Annotated in this window: 23 protein-coding genes; 16 read left to right on the top strand and 7 right to left on the bottom strand. The window is 72.7% G+C overall.

Annotation, left to right across the window (positions count from 1 at the left end; all coding sequences use genetic code 11):
* Positions 1-5: 5 nt before the first annotated feature.
* A complete protein-coding gene (locus AB0O82_RS12415; protein WP_350885762.1) occupies positions 6-893 on the bottom strand; it encodes a LysR family transcriptional regulator in 888 nt (295 codons plus the stop codon).
* A gap of 72 nt (positions 894-965) precedes the next feature.
* Here AB0O82_RS12415 and AB0O82_RS12410 point away from each other — a divergent pair, with 72 nt between their 5' ends.
* From AB0O82_RS12410 to AB0O82_RS12385, 6 genes are all read left to right on the top strand, one after another.
* Positions 966-1856 carry a dihydrodipicolinate synthase family protein gene (locus AB0O82_RS12410; protein ID WP_363582847.1) on the top strand — a complete coding sequence of 297 codons (891 nt, stop codon included), beginning with the start codon at positions 966-968 and terminating at the stop codon, positions 1854-1856.
* Positions 1857-1957: 101 nt separating this feature from the next.
* Positions 1958-3004, top strand: a complete 1047-nt coding sequence (locus tag AB0O82_RS12405) for an aspartate-semialdehyde dehydrogenase (protein ID WP_363582845.1) — start codon at positions 1958-1960, stop codon at positions 3002-3004.
* A gap of 296 nt (positions 3005-3300) precedes the next feature.
* Positions 3301-4761: an NYN domain-containing protein gene (locus tag AB0O82_RS12400; protein WP_363582843.1), complete on the top strand. Its 1461-nt coding sequence runs from the start codon at positions 3301-3303 to the stop codon at positions 4759-4761.
* A 112-nt stretch (positions 4762-4873) separates the two neighbouring features.
* A complete protein-coding gene (locus tag AB0O82_RS12395; RefSeq protein WP_363582841.1) occupies positions 4874-5872 on the top strand; it encodes an ABC transporter ATP-binding protein in 999 nt (332 codons plus the stop codon).
* Positions 5869-6684: an ABC transporter permease gene (locus AB0O82_RS12390; RefSeq protein ID WP_363582839.1), complete on the top strand. Its 816-nt coding sequence runs from the start codon at positions 5869-5871 to the stop codon at positions 6682-6684. The genes AB0O82_RS12395 and AB0O82_RS12390 overlap by 4 nt, the downstream gene beginning before the upstream one ends.
* A gap of 154 nt (positions 6685-6838) precedes the next feature.
* Positions 6839-7678 (top strand): hypothetical protein, encoded by an 840-nt coding sequence (locus AB0O82_RS12385; protein WP_363582837.1) that lies wholly within the window; start codon positions 6839-6841, stop codon positions 7676-7678.
* 86 nt (positions 7679-7764) lie between these two features.
* Here AB0O82_RS12385 and ybaK read toward each other — a convergent pair whose 3' ends face one another.
* From ybaK to AB0O82_RS12370, 3 genes are all read right to left on the bottom strand, one after another.
* Positions 7765-8259, bottom strand: coding sequence for a Cys-tRNA(Pro) deacylase (ybaK, locus tag AB0O82_RS12380; protein ID WP_063347187.1), 495 nt, complete (start codon positions 8257-8259; stop codon positions 7765-7767).
* 77 nt (positions 8260-8336) lie between these two features.
* Entirely contained in the window at positions 8337-9065 is a 729-nt protein-coding gene (locus AB0O82_RS12375) for an LON peptidase substrate-binding domain-containing protein (protein WP_363582835.1), read from the bottom strand.
* Positions 9066-9137: 72 nt separating this feature from the next.
* Positions 9138-10715 (bottom strand): oxidoreductase, encoded by a 1578-nt coding sequence (locus AB0O82_RS12370; protein WP_363582833.1) that lies wholly within the window; start codon positions 10713-10715, stop codon positions 9138-9140.
* 91 nt (positions 10716-10806) lie between these two features.
* Here AB0O82_RS12370 and hisD point away from each other — a divergent pair, with 91 nt between their 5' ends.
* The 8 genes from hisD to hisF are packed head-to-tail and all read left to right on the top strand — an operon-like array spanning position 10807 to position 16610.
* Entirely contained in the window at positions 10807-12114 is a 1308-nt protein-coding gene (gene hisD, locus AB0O82_RS12365; RefSeq protein WP_363582831.1) for a histidinol dehydrogenase, read from the top strand.
* A 41-nt stretch (positions 12115-12155) separates the two neighbouring features.
* Complete coding sequence (locus tag AB0O82_RS12360) at positions 12156-13256, top strand: histidinol-phosphate transaminase (RefSeq protein ID WP_363582829.1); 1101 nt, start codon at positions 12156-12158, stop codon at positions 13254-13256.
* 5 nt (positions 13257-13261) lie between these two features.
* Positions 13262-13855 (top strand): imidazoleglycerol-phosphate dehydratase HisB, encoded by a 594-nt coding sequence (gene hisB, locus AB0O82_RS12355; RefSeq protein WP_063347182.1) that lies wholly within the window; start codon positions 13262-13264, stop codon positions 13853-13855.
* Positions 13852-14004, top strand: coding sequence for a hypothetical protein (locus tag AB0O82_RS12350; protein ID WP_350885740.1), 153 nt, complete (start codon positions 13852-13854; stop codon positions 14002-14004). Before hisB ends, AB0O82_RS12350 begins: the two co-directional genes overlap by 4 nt.
* Before the next feature lie 30 nt (positions 14005-14034).
* Positions 14035-14670, top strand: a complete 636-nt coding sequence (gene hisH / locus AB0O82_RS12345) for an imidazole glycerol phosphate synthase subunit HisH (protein WP_063347181.1) — start codon at positions 14035-14037, stop codon at positions 14668-14670.
* Between the two features lie 19 nt (positions 14671-14689).
* Complete coding sequence (priA, locus tag AB0O82_RS12340) at positions 14690-15415, top strand: bifunctional 1-(5-phosphoribosyl)-5-((5-phosphoribosylamino)methylideneamino)imidazole-4-carboxamide isomerase/phosphoribosylanthranilate isomerase PriA (protein ID WP_350885736.1); 726 nt, start codon at positions 14690-14692, stop codon at positions 15413-15415.
* Positions 15412-15843, top strand: coding sequence for a RidA family protein (locus AB0O82_RS12335; protein WP_363582826.1), 432 nt, complete (start codon positions 15412-15414; stop codon positions 15841-15843). Before priA ends, AB0O82_RS12335 begins: the two co-directional genes overlap by 4 nt.
* Positions 15840-16610 carry an imidazole glycerol phosphate synthase subunit HisF gene (hisF, locus tag AB0O82_RS12330; protein ID WP_363582824.1) on the top strand — a complete coding sequence of 257 codons (771 nt, stop codon included), beginning with the start codon at positions 15840-15842 and terminating at the stop codon, positions 16608-16610. Before AB0O82_RS12335 ends, hisF begins: the two co-directional genes overlap by 4 nt.
* 60 nt (positions 16611-16670) lie before the next feature.
* Here the strand turns inward: hisF and AB0O82_RS12325 are convergent, their stop codons facing one another.
* From AB0O82_RS12325 to AB0O82_RS12315, 3 genes are all read right to left on the bottom strand, one after another.
* Positions 16671-17456 (bottom strand): VOC family protein, encoded by a 786-nt coding sequence (locus AB0O82_RS12325; protein ID WP_363582822.1) that lies wholly within the window; start codon positions 17454-17456, stop codon positions 16671-16673.
* 132 nt (positions 17457-17588) lie between these two features.
* Positions 17589-18050, bottom strand: a complete 462-nt coding sequence (locus tag AB0O82_RS12320; RefSeq protein ID WP_363582820.1) for a hypothetical protein — start codon at positions 18048-18050, stop codon at positions 17589-17591.
* A 218-nt stretch (positions 18051-18268) separates the two neighbouring features.
* Positions 18269-18850 carry an ATP-binding protein gene (locus AB0O82_RS12315; protein ID WP_363582818.1) on the bottom strand — a complete coding sequence of 194 codons (582 nt, stop codon included), beginning with the start codon at positions 18848-18850 and terminating at the stop codon, positions 18269-18271.
* A 291-nt stretch (positions 18851-19141) separates the two neighbouring features.
* On the opposite strand from AB0O82_RS12315, the gene AB0O82_RS12310 reads away from it, so the two are divergent.
* Together AB0O82_RS12310 and AB0O82_RS12305 are read left to right on the top strand one after the other, a co-directional pair.
* Entirely contained in the window at positions 19142-20494 is a 1353-nt protein-coding gene (locus AB0O82_RS12310; protein WP_363582816.1) for a tetratricopeptide repeat protein, read from the top strand.
* Positions 20495-20523: 29 nt separating this feature from the next.
* A complete protein-coding gene (locus tag AB0O82_RS12305) occupies positions 20524-21027 on the top strand; it encodes an NUDIX domain-containing protein (RefSeq protein ID WP_363582814.1) in 504 nt (167 codons plus the stop codon).
* Positions 21028-21099 lie beyond the last annotated feature (72 nt).

Raw genomic sequence — 21099 nt, 5'->3', positions numbered from 1 at the left:
GGGGATCAGCCGTGCCCGCCCAGGCCCGGGGGGACGGCCGTGTGCAGGGCGGAGACGAAGGCCGAGATGGCCGGGTGCGAGCCGGCGCCCGCGCGGAAGGCGGCCCGGGTGCGGCGGTACATCGGCAGCCGGGTGAGGACCACGCCGGGCGGGGGCTGCGCGGCGCCCAGCTGCGGGACCAGGGCCACGCCCTGGCCGGCCGCCACCAGGGCCAGGACGGTCGCGAAGTCGTCGATCTGGTGCCGGATCCGGGGCGCGAACCCGGCGGACTCGCAGGCCCGGACGGCCATGCTGTGGCAGAGCGTGCCCGGCGGGGCCATGATCCACGGCGCGCCGCGCTGCTCGGCGACGGTGCCCGGGGCGCGGGCCGCCAGGTACATCGGCTCGGTGAATACCGGACGGGTCACCGCCAGGCCCGGCTCCGGATCGGCCGGGACCAGGTCGTACTCGTGGACCAGGGCGACGTCCAGCTCGCCCGCGCGCAGCGCCGCCGCGACGCCCGCCGGATCCACCTCGGTCACCATCGGCTCCAGGCCCGGATGCCAGGCGGCCAGCTCGCCCAGCACCGCCGGGATGATCGCGCGGGCCGCCGACGGATAGGTGCCGATCCGCAGCGGGCCGGCCAAGCCCCGCCGGGCGTGGGCGAGTTCGGCGCCCGCCTGCTCCAGCAGGGCGAGCACCGCCTCGGCGTGCCGGACGAGGTTGCGCCCGGCCGGAGTGAGCGCGACCCGCCGCCCGGTGCGCTCCAGCAGCGGGACGCCCGCCTCCTTCTCCAGGACGGACAGCTGCTGGGACACCGCCGAAGGGCTGAAGGAGAGCGCCTCGGCGACGGCGGCGATGGTGCCGAGGTGGGCGAGTTCGCGCAGCAGGCGCAGGCGTCGGACGTCGAGCATCGGCTCAGCTTACGAGAAGCATCACGAATGTGAACTGGACCTGGGCGATCGGCGAGCCGCAGGATCGTGGCCATGGAACTCACCGGCATCCACGTCCCCCTGATCACGCCCTTCGCCGCGGACGGCACGGTCGCGCTGGACGCCCTCGCCGTGCTCGCCGCCGAACTGCTGGAGGCCGGCGCGGCCGGGCTGGTCGCCCTCGGGACCACCGGCGAGCCCGCCGCGCTGAGCGAGGACGAGCGCTGGGCCGTGGTCGAGACCGCCGCGGCCGCCTGCGCCGCCCGCGGGGCCCTCCTGACCGTCGGCGCGCACGGCGGCGACACCCGCTCCACCGCCGAGTCGCTGGCCGCGCTCGGCAAGCGGGTGCCGCAGGCCGCGGCCGCGCTGGTCACCGTCCCGGCGTTCCTGCGGCCGGGAGAGGCCGGGACGGTCGCGCACTTCCGGGCGCTCGCCGGGAGCAGCCCGCTGCCGCTGGTCGTCTACCACATCCCGTACCGCACCGGGCAGCAGCTGTCCGCCGCCGCGCTGCTCGAACTCGCCGCGCTGGACGGCGTGGCGGGCGTCAAGTACGCGACCGGGGGAGTGGACCAGACGGCGGTGGAACTGCTCGCCGCTGCCCCCGCCGACTTCGCGGTGCTGACCGGGGAGGACGCCTTCCTGTCGCCGTTGCTGGCGCTCGGCGCGGCCGGCGGCATCCTCGCCTCCGCCCATCTGGCCACCGCCCGGTTCGTCGAGCTGACGCGGGCCTGGCAGGCCGGGGACGCCGCCCGGGCCCGGGCGCTCGGGCACCGGCTCACCGGGCTGGCGCTGGCCGCCTTCGCCGCGCCGAACCCGACGGTGATCAAGGGCGTGCTGCACGCCCAGGGCCGGATCCCCACCCCGGACGTCCGGCTGCCGCTGCTGCCGGCCGGGGAGGCGGAGGTCGAGGCGGCGCTGAAGCTGGTGAGTGGTCTGGACCACTAGCCCTCTCTCATAGCGTGGAACACCAGGCCGCCGCACCCGCGTGACAAGGCATGATGGGCAGAGTGCGGCTGTAGACAGCACCATCCAGAGGAGTAGTCGGAATGAAGATCGGCATTGTCGGGGCCACCGGCCAGGTCGGCGGAGTGGTCCGCGAGATCCTGGCGGAGCGCGCTGGTCGTGAAGGCGGACTGGGCCCGGTCGAGCAGCTGCGGTTGTTCGCCTCGGCCCGCTCGGCCGGACGCACCCTGCCGTGGCAGGGCACCGAGGTCACCGTCGAGGACGCGGCCACGGCCGACTACACGGGCCTGGACATCGTGATCTTCTCGGCCGGCGGCTCCACCTCCAAGGCCCTCGCCCCCAAGGCCGCCGCGGCCGGCGCCGTCGTCATCGACAACTCCTCCGCCTGGCGCCGCGACCCCGACGTCCCGCTGGTCGTCTCCGAGGTCAACCCCGGCGCCATCGCCGACCGACCCAAGGGCATCATCGCCAACCCGAACTGCACCACCATGGCCGCCATGCCCGTGCTGCGCCCGCTGCACGAGGAGGCCGGCCTCGCCGCGCTCGTCGTCTCCACCTACCAGGCCGTCTCCGGCAGCGGCGTGGCCGGCGTGGCCGAACTCCAGGACCAGGCCGCCAAGGTCGTCGACGGCGCCGCCGCGCTCGCCCACGACGGCTCCGCCGTCGAGTTCCCCGAGCCCAAGGTCTACCAGCGCCCGATCGCCTTCAACGTGGTGCCGCTGGCCGGCTCCATCGTCGAGGACGGCTCCAACGAGACCGACGAGGAGCAGAAGCTCCGCCACGAGAGCCGCAAGATCCTCGGCATCCCGGACCTCAAGGTCGCCGGCACCTGCGTGCGCGTCCCGGTCTTCTCCGGCCACTCGCTCCAGATCAACGCCCGCTTCGAGCGCCCGATCAGCCCCGAGCGCGCCGCCGAACTGCTCGCCGCCGCCCCCGGCGTCGAGCTGTCCGACATCCCCACCCCGCTCCAGGCCGCCGGCCGGGACCCGAGCTACGTCGGCCGCATCCGGGCCGACGAGACCGTCGAGCACGGCCTGTCGCTGTTCGTGTCCAACGACAACCTGCGCAAGGGCGCCGCGCTCAACGCCGTCCAGCTGGCCGAGCTGGTCGCCGCCGAGCTCAAGGGCTGACACCCGGCCCCGCCGGGCCGCCGGCGCTCGCACCCCGCGGCGAGCGCCCGCTCGCACCCCCCGGCGTGACCAAGGGCGGGCCCCGTCGTTGAACGGGGCCCGCCTTTGCGTTCCGTTGGGCTTGCCGTTGCGGTACCGCGACATCCGTCGAGGTTCGGCGCGCGAACCAGGGGGAAAAGGTGACCCAACGATCGGGCGGCCACGGGGGCCCCTCACCCCACCACGCCCGGACGACGGGCGGATCCGCGCCCACCCGGCCCGACCCCCACACGAGGGCGAGTGGAAAGAGGTGCGCGATGGACCGCTGTGTCGTCCTGGTGGATGCCGGATACCTGCTGGGCGCCGCCGCCAGCCTGCTCGCCGGTGACCCGTCCCGTTCCAGAGTCACCGTCGACCACACCGCGCTGATCACCGCGCTGCGCGAACGCGCCGAGGCCGAGACCGGACTGCCGCTGCTGCGCATCTACTGGTTCGACGCCGCCCCCGACCGGCGCCCGATGCCCGAACACCGCCGGCTGCGCGTCCTGCCCCGCGTCACCGTGCGGCTCGGCGCCCTCACCCGCGCCGAAGGGCGCTGGGTGCAGAAGGGCGTCGACGCCGCCATGCACGCCGAACTCTCCGAACTCGCCCGCAACCGGGCCTGCGCCGACGTCGTCCTGATCACCGGCGACGGCGACCTGCTGCCCGGCATGATGACCGCCAAGGAACACGGCGTGGCCGTCCACCTGTGGGCGCTCCAGGCCGCCGACGGCGACTTCAACCAGTCCGAGGACCTGGTCGGCGAGGCCGACGAGCGAAGAGTGCTCGACCGCGAGTGGATCGAGGGCTCCTTCAGCCTCCGGGAGAACGCCAGCGTCTTCCCCGCGCCCGGCGCCCGCCAGGAGATCGCCAAGATCCTCGCCGCCCCGCCCGTCGGCCCGCCCGTGGCGGCACCCGCCGCGGCGCCGGTCGTGGCGCCCCCGGTCGTCCAGCCGGCCGCCGTGCCCGCTGCCGCCGTGCCCGCTGCCGTCGGGGCCTCCGCCGTCGGGGCCGTCCCGGGCGCCGTACCAGGGGCGGTTCCAGGGGCGGTTCCAGCGGCGGGGCGGCCCCAGTCGGCCGCCGCGCTCAAGGTCGTCCCCACCCCCAAGGACCTCGCCGGGCGCACCCCCGCCGTCGCCTCGGCCGTCAACGGGCACGGCGGCACCGGACTCGCGAACGGCCACGGCGGCACCGGGCTCGTCAACGGGCACGGCGCCAACGGACAGGGCGCCAACGGGCTCCTGAACGGGCAGGCGAACGGGCACGGCACCAACGGACAGGCCGTCGGCTCGACGGGCGCCGCCGGACAGGCCGGCCCCGTCCTGCGCTGGTCCTCCGACCGCGGCTGGGTCGACCGCCCCGCCCCCGAACCCGCCGTCACCGCCGGCGACAGCCTCCCCACCCTCGCCCACCTCACCACCGCCGAACAGCGCTGGGCCGACCGCGAGGAGGACATCACCTCCATCGGCGGCGACGCCCACGAAGTCGGCCAGGTCTTCGCCCGCCGCTGGAGCGAACGGTTGGGCGACGTCGAACGGCTCACCGTGCTCTGGCCCGACTACCCCCGCATCCCGCACCGGGTCGACGGCGAACTCCTCCGCTACGCCGCCCGCTTCGGACTGCTCGCGCACAAGGACGACCAGATCGACGAACACGACCGCTACGCCATCCGGGCCGGATTCTGGAAGGAACTGGCGGTGCGGGTGCCCGGCGGATCGATGGTGGTCGTGGACGACTGACGGGCGCACGGCCCGGGTTGGACCCGGCGGGACCCGGCGGGCCGCGCGCCGGTTTTCGGTGATCAGGCCCCCTTGTCCGGTTCGCCCGTGCGAACGCGTAAAGTCTTCGGTCGTGAACGAGTCGGCAGGGCGAGCACCCCAGAACACCCCGCCGTGCGTCGCCGTGCGCGACCTCGTGAGGACCTATCGCACCGGGCGCGGAGCCGGCGCCACCGAGATCCGGGCCAACGACGGAATCAGCCTCACCGTCCGCCAGGGCGAGATCTTCGGACTGCTCGGACCCAACGGGGCCGGCAAGTCCACCCTCGTCCGCCAGCTCACCGGCCTGCTGCGGCCGGACTCCGGATCCGTCGAACTCCTCGGCCACGACATCGTCCGCCACCCCGAACGGGCCGCCCGGCTGCTCGGCTACCTCGGCCAGGAATCCAGCGCCCTCGACGAACTGACCGTCGCGCTCGCCGCCGAGACCACCGGACGGCTGCGCGGCCTCACCCGGGCCCAGGCCCGCGCCGAAGCCGCCGACGTCCTCACCGAACTCGGGCTCGAACCCCTCGCCCAGCGGCCGCTCGCCAAGCTCTCCGGCGGTCAGCGCCGGCTCGCCTGCGTCGCCGCGGCCCTCGTCGGGGAACGGCCGCTGCTCGTCCTCGACGAACCCACCACCGGCATGGACCCCGTCGCCCGGCGGGCCGTCTGGACCGCCGTCGACCGGCGCCGCACCGAACGCGGCGCCACCGTCCTGCTGGTCACCCACAACGTCATCGAGGCCGAGACCGTGCTCGACCGGGTCGCCGTCATCGACGACGGGCAGGTCATCGCCTGCGACACCCCCGGCGGACTCAAGGCCCTCGTCGACGGCGACGTCCGGCTCGACCTGGTCTGGCGGGACGAGGCGCCGCTCGCCGTCCCCGCCGTCGCCGAACTCGCCGAACGGGCCGAACGCACCGGCCGCCGCTGGACCGTCCGCACCACCCCCGAACAGGCCCGCGAACTGGTCGCCGCCGTCACCACCGGCCCGGCCTTCGCCGCCCTCGACGACTTCACCCTCGCCACCCCGAGCCTTGAGGACGCCTACCTCAAGCTCGGGGGCCGCCACGGAGGACTGGCCAAGTGACGCTGCTCTCGGTGCCGCCGCAGGCCGCCGCCCCCGCGACCGGCGGCACCCCCGCCCCGCTCGCCCCCGCGGCCCGGCTGCTGCCCGCCCTCGCCGCCGTCTACCGGGCCCAGCTCGCCCGGGCCCGGGTGGCGCGGATCCCGCTGCTGTTCGTCGCCACCTTCCAGTCCGTCGGCATCCTCGTGATGATGCGGGGCGTGGTGGACGCCGGGCAGACCTCGGCCGCGCGGTCCGTGGTCGCCGGGTCCAGCGTGCTGGTGGTGGCGTTCGTCGCCCTCAACCTGCTCGCCCAGTACTTCGGGAAGCTGCGGGCCACCGGCGGACTCGACCACTACGCGACGCTGCCCGTGCCCGCCGCCTCCGTGGTGCTCGGCGCGGCCGGCGCCTACGCCTCGTTCACGCTGCCCGGGACGGTCCTCACCGCGGCCTTCGGCGCCGTGATGTTCGGGCTGCCGCTCGGGCAGCTGTGGGTGCTGCTGGCCGTCGTCCCGCTCGCCGGAGCCGCCCTGTCCGGGCTCGGGGCCGCCTGCGGGCTGCTCGCGCCCCGCCAGGAGATCGCCACCATGCTCGGGCAGCTCGGCATGTCGGCGGCCCTGCTGCTCGGCGTGCTGCCCGTCGACCACCTCCCGCAGCCCGTCCTGTGGCTGCGCGACCTGCTGCCCTCCACGTACGGCGTCGAGGCCTTCGCCCGGACCTTCGAACCCGACCCGGACTGGGCGCTGATCGCGGGCGACCTCGCCGTCTGCGCGGGCGTCGGCGTGGTGTCGCTGGCGATCGCCACCTGGGCCTACCGGCGGGCCGTCTCCCGGTAGGGGGTGTCCCGGCGTGTCCCGGGGGCCGGCTCCGGGAGGTGCGGGGCTCGGACTCCGCGCGGTGCGGGGGCCGGCTCCGCGAGGTGCGGGGTTCAGGTTCCGCCAGGTACGGGCGACGGCTCGTCCCGGCCGCGATCGTGAAACGATGGGGTCCGTGACCGTACCGAACACGCCTCCGGACCCCACCCGCGCCGCCGCGGACGCGGTGCCGGACATCACCCCCGATCCGTACGCGCCGCCGACCGCCCCCGACGCCGGGACCCCGCCGCCGGACGGCCTCGCGGTCGCGCAGTCGCCGGGCCCCACGTTCAAGGAGCGGCTGCTGCCCGAGCTGCGGCTCGGCGCGGGCACGGTACTGGCCTGCATCGTGGTCGGACTGGTGATGGCGGGGCTGTGGGTCTGGCTCGCGCCCAAGGTGCCGCTGGTCGTCGACGGCGACCGCATCCTCTACGCCGACCCCGAGGGCGAACAGCGGGCGGGGGCCGACGCGGTCTTCGCCCTGATCGCGCTCGGCGCCGGCCTCCTGACCGCGCTCGGGGCCTTCCTGGCCACCCGGCAGCGCGGCGGCGGCATCGCGGTCGCGCTCGGACTGGTGGTCGGCGGACTGCTCGGCTCGGTCGGCGCCTGGCGGCTCGGACGGTGGCTCGGCCCCAGCAACGACCTGATCGCCGAAGCCCGGCGGGTCGGCAACGGCGGGCACTTCGACGCGAGCATCGACCTCGGCGCGCTGGGGGCGCTGCTGGTGTGGCCGATGGCGGCGATGGTGGTGCTGCTGGCGCTGTCGGCGGCGTTCGGCAAGCGCGAGGAGGACCCGCCGCCGTACTGGGCCGGGCCGTACGGGGTGGCCGCGCCGCAGGCCCCTGCGGACGGCGCGGCGCGGCCGCAGGACGCCGTGCGGGCGGACGACGGTGCTCGGCCGGACGGCGCTGCGCGGCCGAACGACGGTGCTCGGCCGGAGGACGCCGCGCGGCCGGGGGAGCGCGGGCAGGGCTGACCGCGTGGGCCCGGGCCCATCTGCGGGTGGGCCCGTCGGCCGGGGTCAGCGGGGGGGGGCAGGGGGGCAGCGGGGGTCAGCCGGGGTCAGCGGGCGATCGGTGCGGTGCGGGCACCGGTCAGGGTGACCAGGTCGGCCGGGGCGAGTTCGACCTCCAGGCCGCGGCGCCCGCCGGAGACGTAGACGGTGGGGTGGGTGAGCGCGCTGGCGTCGACCACGGTCCGCAGCGGGCGGCGCTGGCCGAGCGGGGAGATGCCGCCGAGGACGTAGCCACTGCTGCGCTCGGCGGCGGCCGGGTCGGCCATGGCGGCGCGCTTGCCGCCGACGGCGGCGGCGAGGGCCTTGAGGTCGAGCTGCCCGGCGACCGGGACCACGCCGACGGTGAGCACGCCGTCCACGTCGGCGACCAGGGTCTTGAAGACCCGCTCGGCGGCGACGCCCAGGACCTCGGCGGCCTCGCCGCCGTAGGAGGCGGCGGCCGGGTCGTGCTCGTAGGCGTGCACGGTGAACGGGACGGCGGCGGTCTCCAGGGCGACGGTGGCGGGGGTGCCCTGCCCGCCCTTCTTCGGCTTCTTCGCCATGTGGGGCTCCTTCTTCGCCGTGCGGGTTCCCCCGGACTTACGTGCGGGTGTCCCGGATTACGTGCGGGTTTTCCGGATCAGTTGGGGCTGAACGACTGGCGGGTGAGGTCGACGGCGGGCAGCGACGGCAGCCAGCTGAGCACGGAGCTCTCGCGGCGCAGCAGGTCGAGTTCGGTGCGCAGCCGCTGGGCGGTGTCGGGGCAGGCCAGCAGCTGCTGCTTGACCGGGGTCTCGAACACCGAGGCGGCGGCGACCAGGTAGGAGAGCACCTGCGGGTCGTCCGGGAGCTCCTGGCGCCCGACGGTGCTGGCCTCGCGTGCCCCGGCGAGGCGCTTCTGGTAGACCCGGAAGGCCCGCTCGACCTCGGCGGCGAGGGCGCCGGAGCCTTCGCCGGGCTGTTCCTCGACGAGTTCGGCCTCGCCGGTCAGGTACGGGCCGGAGACGTCCGCCGAGCGGAGCCGGAACCGGGTGGTGCCGGTGACCAGCAGCTCGTAGCGGCCGTCCGGCTGCTCCTGGACGGAGGCGACGTCGGCGACGCAGCCGATGTGGAACATCGCCTCCAGCGGGTCCCCGGTGGCGGTGCCGAGGCCGTCGAGCGGCCCGGCCGGGCCCTCATCGGGGCGGACCGGGGCGACCTCGCGGCCGTCCTTGATGGCGAGCACGCCGAAGCGGCGCGGCGTGTCGGCCGGTAGTTGGAGCAGGTCGGCGACGAGACGGCGGTAGCGCTCCTCGAAGACGTTCAGGGGCAGCACGAGGCCCGGGTAGAGCACGTTGTTCAGCGGGAAGAGCGGCAGCCGTTCTGTCACGGCGGACAGCGTAGTTCCCCGCGCGGTCGCGGCGCGTCGGGGTTGTGCCCGCGGGCGGGCCCGCCGGGTCGGTCAGCCCCGTTGCAGCATGCGGGTGGCGCCGGCCACGACGGTGGTGGCGAGCAGCCAGCCGACGATCACCAGCCCGGCGGAGACGTACTGGCTGAGGCCCCCGGGGTTCCAGCCCTGCTGGCCGAGTTCGACGACCGGGACCAGCTGGCTGAGCGTGTACAGCACCGGGTTCCAGTGCGGGTGCTCGTCGGCCTTCAGCGGCTCCAGCGGGTGGGTGGCGAACCACACGCTGCCCAGCGCCCAGGCGAGCAGCAGCCACAGGCCGGCCCGGCCGGGGCGGTAGCCGTAGCCGACGGTGGCGTCCTGGACCCGGCCCCAGATCCGGGCGGGCAGCGGGAGGGTCCGGTGGCGGCGGCGCTGCTTGGCGTACAGCACCTCGCGGGCGTCGTCGTCGGCGCCGTCGCGGCGCAGGGCGGCGGCGAGCTGCTCGTAGGACTCGGGCTGGAAGTCCACCGAGGAGCCCTCCAGCCAGGCGATCCGCTGCTGGACGCTGAAGGGGCCGACCGGGCGCAGCACCTCGTAGACGAAGCCGGTCAGGCCCAGGTGGCGCCCGCGCGGCCAGGCGTCCGGGGTGTCGACGAGGTTGCCGACCCGGGCGCGGGAGAGCGAGACGGTGCCGGTGGGGCGGATCCGGCAGGTGAACCGCAGCTCGGGGGTGTGGATGCGGCGCAGCGAGAGCTCGTCGTCACCCTCCAGGTGGAACTCGCCGGAGATCAGGCAGGCGCTCTCGAAGCGGGCGTCGGAGAGCCGGACCCGGCCGTAGGCGCGGAACGGGGTGCTGGGGGCGCCGGGCGGCGGGTTCTGGCCGTAGCCGGAGCCGTAGTAGCTGCGGGAGCCGAACCAGCCGCCGTCGGCGGAGCTGGTCAGGTAGAGGGTGTGGCCGACGGTGAGCCGGACGGCGTTGAGGCAGGTGCGGTTCTGCGGGACGGCGCGCAGCTGGGCGCCGCGCAGCGAAAGCCGCCCGCCTATCCGCGCCGTGCGCAGGCTCAACTCGCCCTCCACGTCCACACGTTCGGCCTCGAAGTCCTGGTGGACGGCCAGGCCGTCGGCGGACAGCGCGCGGCCGTAGCGGTCGCCGCCCAGGACGGTCTGGTTGAGCAGCAGGTCGGTGCCGACCTTGGCGTCGGTGAGCCGTACGCCCTCGGGTATCCGGCAGCGGGCCAGGTGGAGGTCGCCGGTGGTGGTGAGCCGGGAGGCCTCCAGGCGGGGGATCAGGCAGGTGACGAAGCGCAGCGTCGAGGCCGAGGCCTCCGAGATGAGGATCTTGCGCTCGAAACGGCACTCGCGGAGTTCGACGTAGTGGCCGATGGCGCCGCCGGCCAGGTTGAGCGCGCCGGTGACCAGCACGCCGTTGAGCCGCAGCGAGGCGACCCGCCCGGTGGCGGCGGCCGGGCCGGCCAGCAGCAGATGGGCGAGCACCCTGGCCCGGACGGTGCGCCCGGGGCCCCAGGCGGCGTCCCCGAAGGGGTCGTCGGTGGCGGCGTCGCCACTCCGCCGGTCGAAGACGTTGCCGCGACGGAAGGCCTCCCAGAGCTCACGCTCCGTGTCGGTCCAGCCCTCCGGGGCGTGCTCCAGCATGGTTTTCCCCGTCCCCCCGGTCGTCTCGCCTTTCGTATCACGGACTGAAATGCGGGGCCAGGGGTTCCGGCCACTCCTTACACTGGGTGGCGTGATCTCTCGAATCGACCTCCGCGGCTCGCTGGACGACCCGCGTGACCTGCTGCCCCGTGCCGAGTTCGACGTGGCGGCCGCCCTGGAGAAGGTGCGGCCGATCGCCGAGGACGTACGCCATCGCGGGGTCGCGGCCGTGATCGAGATCACCGAGCGCTTCGACGGCGTCCGGCTGGAGTCGACCCGCGTCCCGGCCGAGCAGCTGACCGAGGCCCTGGAGACGCTGGACCCGAAGGTGCGGGCCGCGCTGGAGGAGTCGATCCGCCGGGCCCGCGCCGTGCACGCCGACCAGCGCCGCACCGAGCACACCACCCGGGTGGTGCCGGGCGGCACCGTCACCCAGCGCTGGGTGCCCGTGGAGCGCGTCGGCCTCTACGTGCCGGGCGGGCTGGCGGTCTACCCGTCCTCCGTGGTGATGAACGTGGTGCCGGCCCAGGAAGCGGGCGTCCAGGGCATCGCGGTGACGTCCCCGCCGCAGAAGGAGTTCGACGGCCGCGTCCACCCGACCATCCTGGCGGCCTGCGCGCTGCTCGGCGTGGACGAGGTGTACTCCGTCGGCGGCGCCCAGGCCGTGGCGATGTTCGCGCTGGGCACCGAGGAGTGCGCGCCGGTCAACATGGTCACCGGCCCCGGCAACATCTACGTGGCCGCCGCCAAGCGCCTGTTCGCCGGCCGGATCGGCATCGACTCGGAGGCCGGCCCGACCGAGATCGCCGTCCTCGCCGACGACAGCGCGCTGCCGTCCGACGTGGCCGCCGACCTGATCAGCCAGGCCGAGCACGGACCGACCTCCGGCTCGGTGCTCGTCACCGACTCGCCGGCGCTGGCCGACGCGGTCGAGGCGGAACTCGCCGTCCAGGTCGCCAGGACCAAGCACAGCGAGCGGGTCGCCGAGGCACTGGGCGGCCGGCAGTCCGGGATCATCCTGGTCGACGACCTGGAGCAGGGCCTCGCCGTGGTCAACGCCTACGCGGCCGAGCACCTGGAGATCCAGACCCGGGACCCGCACGCGGCGGCCGCCAAGGTCGTCAACGCGGGCGCCGTCTTCATCGGCCGCTGGACGCCGGTCTCGCTGGGCGACTACGCGGCCGGCTCCAACCACGTGCTGCCCACCGGCGGCTGCGCCTGCCACTCCTCCGGCCTGTCCGTGCAGACCTTCCTGCGCGGCGTCCAGGTCGTCGAGTACGACCGGGACGCGCTCGCGGACGTCGCCGCGCACGTGGTCAACCTCGCCAACGCCGAGGACCTGCCCGGGCACGGCGACGCGATCAAGGCGCGCTTCGACTGGACGGTGCCGGGATCGTGACTCCTGTGACTCCTGTTACTTCTGAGGTGGGTGCGACGCGGGTGACTCGGATCGACGACCTCCCCATCCGCGACGAGCTGCGCGGCCAGTCCCCGTACGGCGCGCCGCAGCTGGACGTGCCCGTCCAGCTGAACACCAACGAGAACCCGTACCCGCTCCCCGAGGAGCTGGTCGCCCGGATCGCCGAGCGCGTCGCCGAGGCCGCCCGCAACCTCAACCGCTACCCCGACCGGGACGCCGTCGAACTGCGCGAAGGCCTCGCCGCGTACCTCGGCCGGACCACCGGCTTCGCCGTCACCCGGCAGCAGGTCTGGGCCGCCAACGGCTCCAACGAGGTGCTCCAGCAGCTGCTGCAGACCTTCGGCGGCCCCGGCCGCAGCGCGCTCGGCTTCGAGCCCTCCTACTCGATGCACGCGCTGATCTCCCGGGGCACCGGCACCGAGTGGATCTCCGGCCCGCGCAACGACGACTTCACCATCGACCTGGACGCCGCCCTCGGCGCGATCGCCGAGCACCGGCCGAACGTGGTCTTCATCTGCTCGCCGAACAACCCGACCGGCACCGCCGTCGCCGCCGACACCGTGCTGCGGCTGTACGAGGCCGCGCAGGCCGCCGGGCCCAGCCTGGTCGTCGTCGACGAGGCCTACGTCGAGTTCTCGCACCGGGCCTCGCTGCTGCCGCTCATCGAGGGCCGCCCCAACCTGGTGGTCTCCCGCACCATGTCCAAGGCCTTCGGCGCGGCCGGGCTGCGCCTGGGCTACCTGGCCGCCGACCCGGCCGTGGTGGACGCGGTGCAGCTGGTCCGCCTGCCGTACCACCTGTCGTCCGTCACCCAGGCCACCGCGCTGGCCTGCCTGGAGCACACCGACACCCTGCTCGGGTACGTCGGCCGGCTCAAGGAGGAGCGCGACCGGCTGGTCGACGCGCTGCGCGGGCTCGGCCTGGAGGTCACCGACTCGGACGCCAACTTCGTCCAGTTCGGCCGCTTCGCCGACACCCACGCCGTCTGGCAGGCCATCCTCGACCAGGGCGTCCTGGTCCGTGACAACGGCGTCCCCGGGTGGCTGCGCGTCACCGCCGGCACGCCCGCAGAGAACGACGCCTTCCTGGACGCCGTTCGAACAGTGATCAAGGAGCTGTAACCCGTATGTCCCGCATCGGACGCGTCGAACGCACCACCAAGGAGACCGCGGTCCTGGTCGAGATCGACCTCGACGGCACCGGGAAGACCGACATCTCCACGGGCGTCGGGTTCTACGACCACATGCTCGACCAGCTCGGCCGCCACGGTCTCTTCGACCTCACCGTCAAGACCGACGGCGACCTGCACATCGACACCCACCACACCATCGAGGACACCGCCCTCGCGCTCGGCGCCGCCTTCAAGCAGGCGCTCGGCGACAAGGTCGGCATCTACCGCTTCGGCAACTGCACGGTGCCGCTGGACGAATCGCTCGCCCAGGTCACCGTGGACCTCTCCGGCCGGCCGTACCTGGTGCACACCGAGCCCGAGCACATGGCGCCGATGATCGGCTCGTACGACACCACGATGACCCGGCACATCCTGGAGTCCTTCGTGGCCCAGGCGCAGGTCGCCCTGCACGTCCACGTGCCGTACGGGCGCAACGCCCACCACATCGTGGAATGCCAGTTCAAGGCGCTGGCCCGAGCCCTGCGCTACGCCGCCGAGCGCGACCCGCGCGCGGCCGGAATCCTCCCCTCGACCAAGGGTGCACTGTGAGCAAGGCGGCCCTCGCCCTCATCTTCGTCGGCCTCTTCCTGGCCGGCGGCGTGATCTCGTTCTGGAAGCAGAAGCTGCCCAAGGGCGTCATCCTGGTGCTCGCGTTCGGCTCGGTCATGTGCCTGGCCTCCGGCATCATGCGTCTGTAGACCCGCAGTAGAGAGACTGGACACCTGAACATGGGCAAGAACGTCGTCGTCCTCGACTACGGGTCGGGCAACCTCCGCTCCGCGCAGCGCGCGCTCGAACGGACCGGGGCGGACGTCACCGTCACCTCCGACTACGACACCGCGATGAACGCGGACGGCCTGCTCGTCCCCGGCGTCGGCGCCTTCGAGGCCTGCATGCGCGGCCTGAAGTCCGTCCGGGGCGACTGGATCATCGGCCGCCGGCTCGCCGGGGGCCGCCCCGTCATGGGCATCTGCGTCGGCATGCAGATCCTCTTCGAGAAGGGGGTCGAGCACGGCGTGGAGACGGCCGGCTGCGACGAGTGGCCCGGCGTCGTCGAGCCGCTGGACGCCCCCGTCATCCCGCACATGGGCTGGAACACCGTGGACGTGCCCGAGGGCAGCCGGATGTTCGCCGGCCTCGACCCGCAGAGCCGCTTCTACTTCGTGCACTCCTACGGCGTGCGGCACTGGGAGCTGGAGACCCACAGCGCACGGATCCACGCCCCGCTCGTCACCTGGGCCACCCACGGGCAGCCCTTCGTCGCCGCCATCGAGAACGGCCCGCTCTGGGCCACCCAGTTCCACCCCGAGAAGTCCGGCGACGCCGGCGCCGCCCTCCTGACCAACTGGGTCAACACCCTCTGAGCTTGGAAGAGTTGTGACTATGAGCCGCCTCGAACTGCTTCCCGCCGTCGACGTCCGGGACGGCCAGGCCGTCCGCCTGGTCAAGGGCGCGTCCGGCACCGAGACCTCCTTCGGTGAACCCCTCGCCGCCGCCCTCGCCTGGCAGAACGCCGGCGCCGAGTGGCTGCACCTGGTCGACCTCGACGCCGCCTTCGGCACCGGCACCAACTACGAGCTGCTGCGCGAGGTCACCGGCCGCCTCGACATCAAGGTCGAGCTGTCCGGCGGCATCCGCGACGACGAGTCGCTCGCCAACGCGCTCGCCACCGGCTGCACCCGGGTCAACCTCGGCACCGCCGCCCTGGAAGCCCCCGAGTGGGTCGCCAAGGCCATCGCCGAGCACGGAGACAAGATCGCCGTCGGCCTGGACGTCGTCGGCACCACCCTGCGCGGCCGCGGCTGGACCCGCGACGGCGGCCAGCTCTTCGAGGTGCTGGAGCGGCTCAACCAGGAGGGCTGCGCCCGCTACGTCGTCACCGACGTCAACCGGGACGGCACCCTGACCGGCCCCAACCTGCAGCTGCTGCGCGACGTCTGCGCCGCCACCGACCGCCCCGTCGTCGCCTCCGGCGGCGTCTCCTCGCTCGACGACCTGCGCGCCATCGCCGGCCTGGTCGGTGCGGGTGTCGAGGGCGCCATCGTGGGCAAGGCACTCTACGAGCAGAAGTTCACCCTCGAAGAGGCCCTGGAGGCGGTTTCAGGATGACGGAACGTCGGATCGTGCGTGGCAGGGTCGGCGGATTCTCCCCCTGGGAGGACCAGTTCGGCTACTCGCGGGCGGTCGCCGCGGGAGACCACGTGCACGTGGCCGGCTCCACCGCCTGGGTGAACGGCCGGATCGAGCACGAGGGCGACCCCTACCGGCAGACCCTCGCCGCGTTCGGCGTCGGCCTCAGCGCCCTCGCCGCGTACGGTCTGACGGCGGACGACGTGGTCCGCACCCGGATGTACATCACCCACGCCCGCGACGCCGACGAGGTGGGCCGCGCCCACCACCAACTCTTCGACGCCGCCCGCCCGGCGGCCACCATGGTGGTGGTCGACGGGCTGATCGACTCCCGGATGATGGTCGAGGTCGAGCTCGACGCCTATCGTGCCGGGCTGGCAAAGACCCTGGAAGGCAACCAGCCGTGACCCTCGCCGTACGTGTCATCCCCTGCCTGGACGTCGACGCCGGGCGGGTGGTCAAGGGCGTCAACTTCCAGAACCTGCGCGACGCCGGCGACCCGGTCGAGATGGCCAAGCTCTACGATGCCGAGGGCGCCGACGAGTTGACCTTCCTCGACATCACCGCCTCCTCCGGCGACCGGGAAACCACCTACGACGTGGTCCGCCGCACCGCCGAACAGGTCTTCATCCCGCTCACCGTCGGCGGCGGAATCCGCGCCGTCGAGGATGTCGACAAGCTGCTGCGGGCCGGCGCCGACAAGGTCGGCGTCAACACCGCCGCCATCGCCCGGCCGGAACTGGTCCGCGAGATCGCCCAGCGGTTCGGGCGGCAGGTCCTGGTGCTGTCCGTGGACGCCCGGCGCTGCCCTCCCGGCACCGAGACCGCGTCCGGCTACGAGGTCACCACCCACGGCGGGCGCAAGGGCACCGGCCTCGACGCCGTCGAATGGGCCGGGCGCGCGGCCGAACTCGGCGCCGGCGAGATCCTGCTCAACTCGATGGACGCCGACGGCACCAAGGACGGGTACGACCTGGAGATGATCCGGGCCGTCCGCAAGGCCGTCTCCGTGCCCGTCATCGCCTCCGGCGGCGCCGGCAAGCTCGCCGACTTCGCGCCGGCCGTCGAGGCGGGTGCGGACGCGGTGCTCGCCGCGAGCGTCTTCCACTTCGGGGACCTGCGGATCGGGCAGGTCAAGGACGCGCTGCGGGAGGCCGGGCACCCGGTGCGGTGACCGTCCGTACTACCGCGAGAGGGCCCGCTGCGCACCGGCGCAGCGGGCCCTCTCGCGTGCTCAGGACTGTTCGCGGGGCTCGCCCTTGATCAGCGCGAACGGCGTGCCGTGCGGGTCCACGATCCAGGCGATCCGGCCGACGTTCGGCACGTCCTCGGGCCCCATCACCACCGTGCCGCCGGCAGCCTTCGCCTTCGCGATCAGCGCGTCCACGTCGCCGGCGGCGAAGTACGGCGTCCAGGCGGAGGGCTCCTGCGGGGACATGGTCGGGGCGATGCCACCGAAGGCCGTGGCCTGCTGGTCGCCCTCGGAGGTCGAGATCACCCGGTAGTCCATGCCCGGAGCCGGCTCGAACTTCTCCACCCGCCAGCCGAACAGCGCCTGGTAGAAGCCGAACCCGGCGCTCTGGTCCGAAGTGTGCAGCTCGGACCAGACCAGCGCGCCGTCCTCCGACACCACGTCCAGGCCGGTGGTCGTGCCCGGCTGCCAGACCGCGAACCTGGCCCCCTGCGGGTCGGCGAACTGGGCGAACCACCCCTCGCCCATGACGTCCATCGGCGGGACCAGGACCGAACCGCCCGCCTGCTCGGCGGCCTGCGCGGTGGCGTTCACGTCGGCCGTACGGAAGTACGTCGTCCAGGTCGGCTGGTCACCCTCGTCGAGCGGGCCGACGGCGCCTACCGTCCTGCCGTTCAACTGGAAGAAGCCGTAGCCGCCCGCCTCCGGGCCGCCGGACCGGAACGTCCAGCCGAAGACCTTGCCGTAGAACTCGGCCGTGGCGGGGATGTCCGGGCTGCCGAGGTCGATCCAGCAGGGCGCGCCGGCCGGAAAGTCGGTGGTGAGCATGAGGTGGTGCCCCTTCGACGGAAGACGTGACCAGGCCGGTTCCGTCGGGCGCGCGCACGCACCCACCCCGGCCCTCTGCGAGTCTGCACCCGCCCACTGACATCCGCAGCCGGGGAGCGCGGCCGGGAGACCTCAGCCGCGCCCCCGGAAACGGGCCCACAGCTGAGCTGCCCGGTTCAGGCCATCGGTCCACGGGTCCGGATCGTCTCCGGCGATCTCGGCCCACATCCGGGCCTGAGCCTGCGCGAAGACGTCCACCACCGCCGGATCGCCGGGCCGCCACGCCGGGACCCTGGCGGCCCACGCTTCCGCCGCAGCCGGGCTGTGGCCGCCCGCAGCGATCAACCAGATCACCCACAGGGCCGGGTCGATCCAGGGCGCTCCCCGGGTGGCCCACGCCCAGTCGACCAGCAGCGCATGGTCTTCGCGGATCAGGACGTTCTCGTTGTTCAGGTCCGTGTGCAGCAGATAGCCGCCGGCGAGGCGGGACAGCACCTCGGTATCGTCCACGTAGGCGGCCCATCGCTGCTCGGCCCGGCGTAGCTCGATCGGCGGACACGGGGTACGGCCGAGCCGGCTGAGGACGTCGACCATCAGCTACCGGGGCGCACCAACAGGTACTCGTCCAAGAATGGACTGGCGATGAGGCTGTGCACTTTCCCTCCTCTGCTGAGCAATTCGGAGAAGCGCCGCGAGTGGCGGCGGTTCCCCGAGGGCGCCTGAGCCCTCGGGGATGCCCTGGCTGGCCTCACCAGGGCGGAAGCCAACCAAAGCTGCTTGCCTGGCAGTCAGGTCGATAGGTCGACAGGTCGTCAGGTGTCGGAGCGGCGCAGGTACGCGTCAGCGGCCGACACGGTGTAGAAGCGCCTGATCCGGTCCGAGGAACCCGGAGCGCGCACGTACTCGTGCTGTTCGCGGTCGTAGATCCCCCAGCACTCCAGTAGGAAGAAATGGGGGCTTCGGGAGTCGATCAGGCGGATCTCGTGCCGGGAGGAGGCGGGAGGGGCGGTCATCGCGACTTCCGCCCGGGCGTGAACATGAGTCGCGATGGCTGGTACGGCGAGCCGCGAGTCCCCCGTCGCGAGTTGGTCGGGCGCCGCCTCGAACCAGACCACCTTGCCCTCCTCCGCCGGGTACCAGCCCCAGGAGTAGGCCAGCGCCTCCACCAGGAGCAGGCCACGGCCGCCGGTGGCCATGTCGTCCGCCGCGCTCCTCACCGGCGGCTGCGGACTCCTGTCCGCGACCTCGACCCGGAGGCGGACTCCGGTCCACCGGACCGTGACGCGGCAGCGCTTTCCGGTGTGCTCAACGGCGTTGGCCAGCAACTCGTCGGCGCACAACTCCACGTCCCGCAGCGACTTCTCGGAGAGGAGTTCCGGCCAGGACCGAGCCACATGCACCACCCACAGTCGGGCGAATTTCACCGCAGCCGTGGTCGGTTGCACCTCTTGGGACTTCGGCATCGGGAGTACAGCGCAGTCGTCGGTGTTCATCAGCCCTCCCGGACTGGGGCGTTGATCGGCGCGGCGATGAGCAACCGCACGGTGGTTCGACCTTCGGAGCGACAGGACTCAATGGCCCTGGCAGGCTCGAATCCAGTGAACCGGCCCAACAACACGATCGGTATGCCTGTCGACACGTAGAGTGGTTTACGCGGTTTACAGCTCGACCTCAGGGGATCGATCGTGGCCACACGCAGGGAACCCAATCACCGCCTCAGGGAGACGATTTCAGCGGGCGGATGGACCTATGAGGCGTTAGCCCGTGCTGTGCGGTGCATCGGTGCGGAGAACGGAGAGATGCTCCTCACCAACAAGTCCGCCGTGGCCCACTGGATCAACGGCGCGCAGCCGTCCGGGCAAGTCAGTCATTACATCGCAGAGGCGCTCTCCCGCCGGTCCGGGCGCCGGGTCACCCTTGCCGAACTCGACTTCGCCACCCCGGAAGAGTCCTTGGCGGTGAGTAGTGATCCGGTCGAGGCGGTTGCCAATCTCGGCCGTGCAGATGTCGAGCGCCGCACCTTTCTGGCTGTCGCTGCATTCACAACTGCCGGTGTAGCCATGCCGCTGCTCTACGATCCTGAGCCCATCTCGCGTCTGATGAGGGCCCGGACCGGCTTGGCTCGCATCGGTGTTGAAGAAGTTGAGGTCGTTCGGCAGATCACTGCCGCGTTCAGCGCGGCAGACGAACGACTCGGCGGCGGGCATGGGCTGACCACCGTGACCGCCTACCTGGCCGACACGGCAGCCCCGATGCTCAACGGCCGCTTCCCCAACGAAAGTGTGCGGCGGCACGCCTTCGGAGCCGTGGCCGAACTTGCCTACCTTGCTGGATGGAAACACCACGACCTCGGCCAAGAAGGCGCCGCCCAGCGTTACTACCAGGTCGGTTACCAACTCGCTGTGGAGTCGGATCCGCATGGTCACGCCGGATGGATGATGCGCACCCTGGCCCATCAGGCGCTCAGTCTCAAGCAGCCCCACCACTGTGCGGCGCTGATCGAGAATGCACTCGCTCGGAGCGTTGGTCGGGTGGATGGAAAGACCGAGGCGCTTCTTCACATCACTCACGCTCGTGCTTTCGCCGCCACCCGGGACAAACCCGCTGCAGCCAAGGCACTCCTCGCCGCAGAGAACGCCCTCGTCCGAGACGGCGACCCGCAGCCCAGTTTCTCATTCGTCAGCGGCCCTGCGGTCGGTACTGTCGCCAGCCACACTGCCCGAACCCTCACCGACCTCGGGGACCACGCAGGAACCGAACAGCAGCACCGTGCCGCGCTGATTCGTTGGGATGCCGAGAAGTACAAGCGGGTTCACGCCCTCACCTACGCAGACCTGGGTGACAGCTTGGCTGTTCAAGCCCGAGCGGACGAGGCGGTCGCAGCCTGGGGACGTACGCTCGACCTCATGGCCGGCATGACCTCGGATCGGACGAGAAAGGCGATTTCCTCAATCCGCCCTTGCTTGGCGATCTACCGTAGACGTGGTGTTCCTGGAGCCGTAGATCTGGAACGCCGAACACGTGAGGTACTGACATGACAGCTGTAACGCAGGAAGGACTCGACCGAGTGGACCAGCCGACCGCCGATCAGACGACTGCTCTCAAGCCCGCCACGGAGTCGATGACCCTGCTGGTCGCCGCCGTCATCGTCCATGACCTTGAAGCTCAACGTGTCGTTCTTCTCCGGCGGGGGCCCAAGGCCAAGTTCGCGCAAGGCCTGTGGGATCTGCCGGTCGGCAAGAACGAACCAGGCGAGCCGATCACGGAGACGGCGGTTCGCGAGCTCAGGGAGGAGACCGGGCTCGTCGTCGCTCCTGAGGACTTGCAACTTGCCCACGTCATCCACGGTGCTCGCGGCGTCGAGGCTCCCAACGGCTTCCTGACTGTCGTTTTCGCGGCTCACCGGTGGTCCGGTGAGCTCGCGAACGGGGAACCTGCCAAGCACTCGGACGTTGCGTGGATCGGCGTCGGGGCTGTACCGGAGGAATTCGTCTCCACTACCAGGGAGGCCCTGATCAATTATCTGACCAATGGACCGAGCGTCTCTCTCGATTCGTGGCGGAGCCGATAGCCAGCGGGGAGTTTCCGACCTCCTCCCAATCCTCTTGGTCTTGGGTCGTCGAGCGCTGCCCCTCGGTATTCC

It is taken from the genome of Kitasatospora sp. NPDC088264 (genome assembly GCF_040685715.1).
Classification (GTDB): Bacteria; Actinomycetota; Actinomycetes; order Streptomycetales; family Streptomycetaceae; genus Kitasatospora.
The sequence above is the reverse complement of the archived record's forward strand: the minus strand, read 5'-3'. Positions and strand labels throughout refer to the sequence as shown.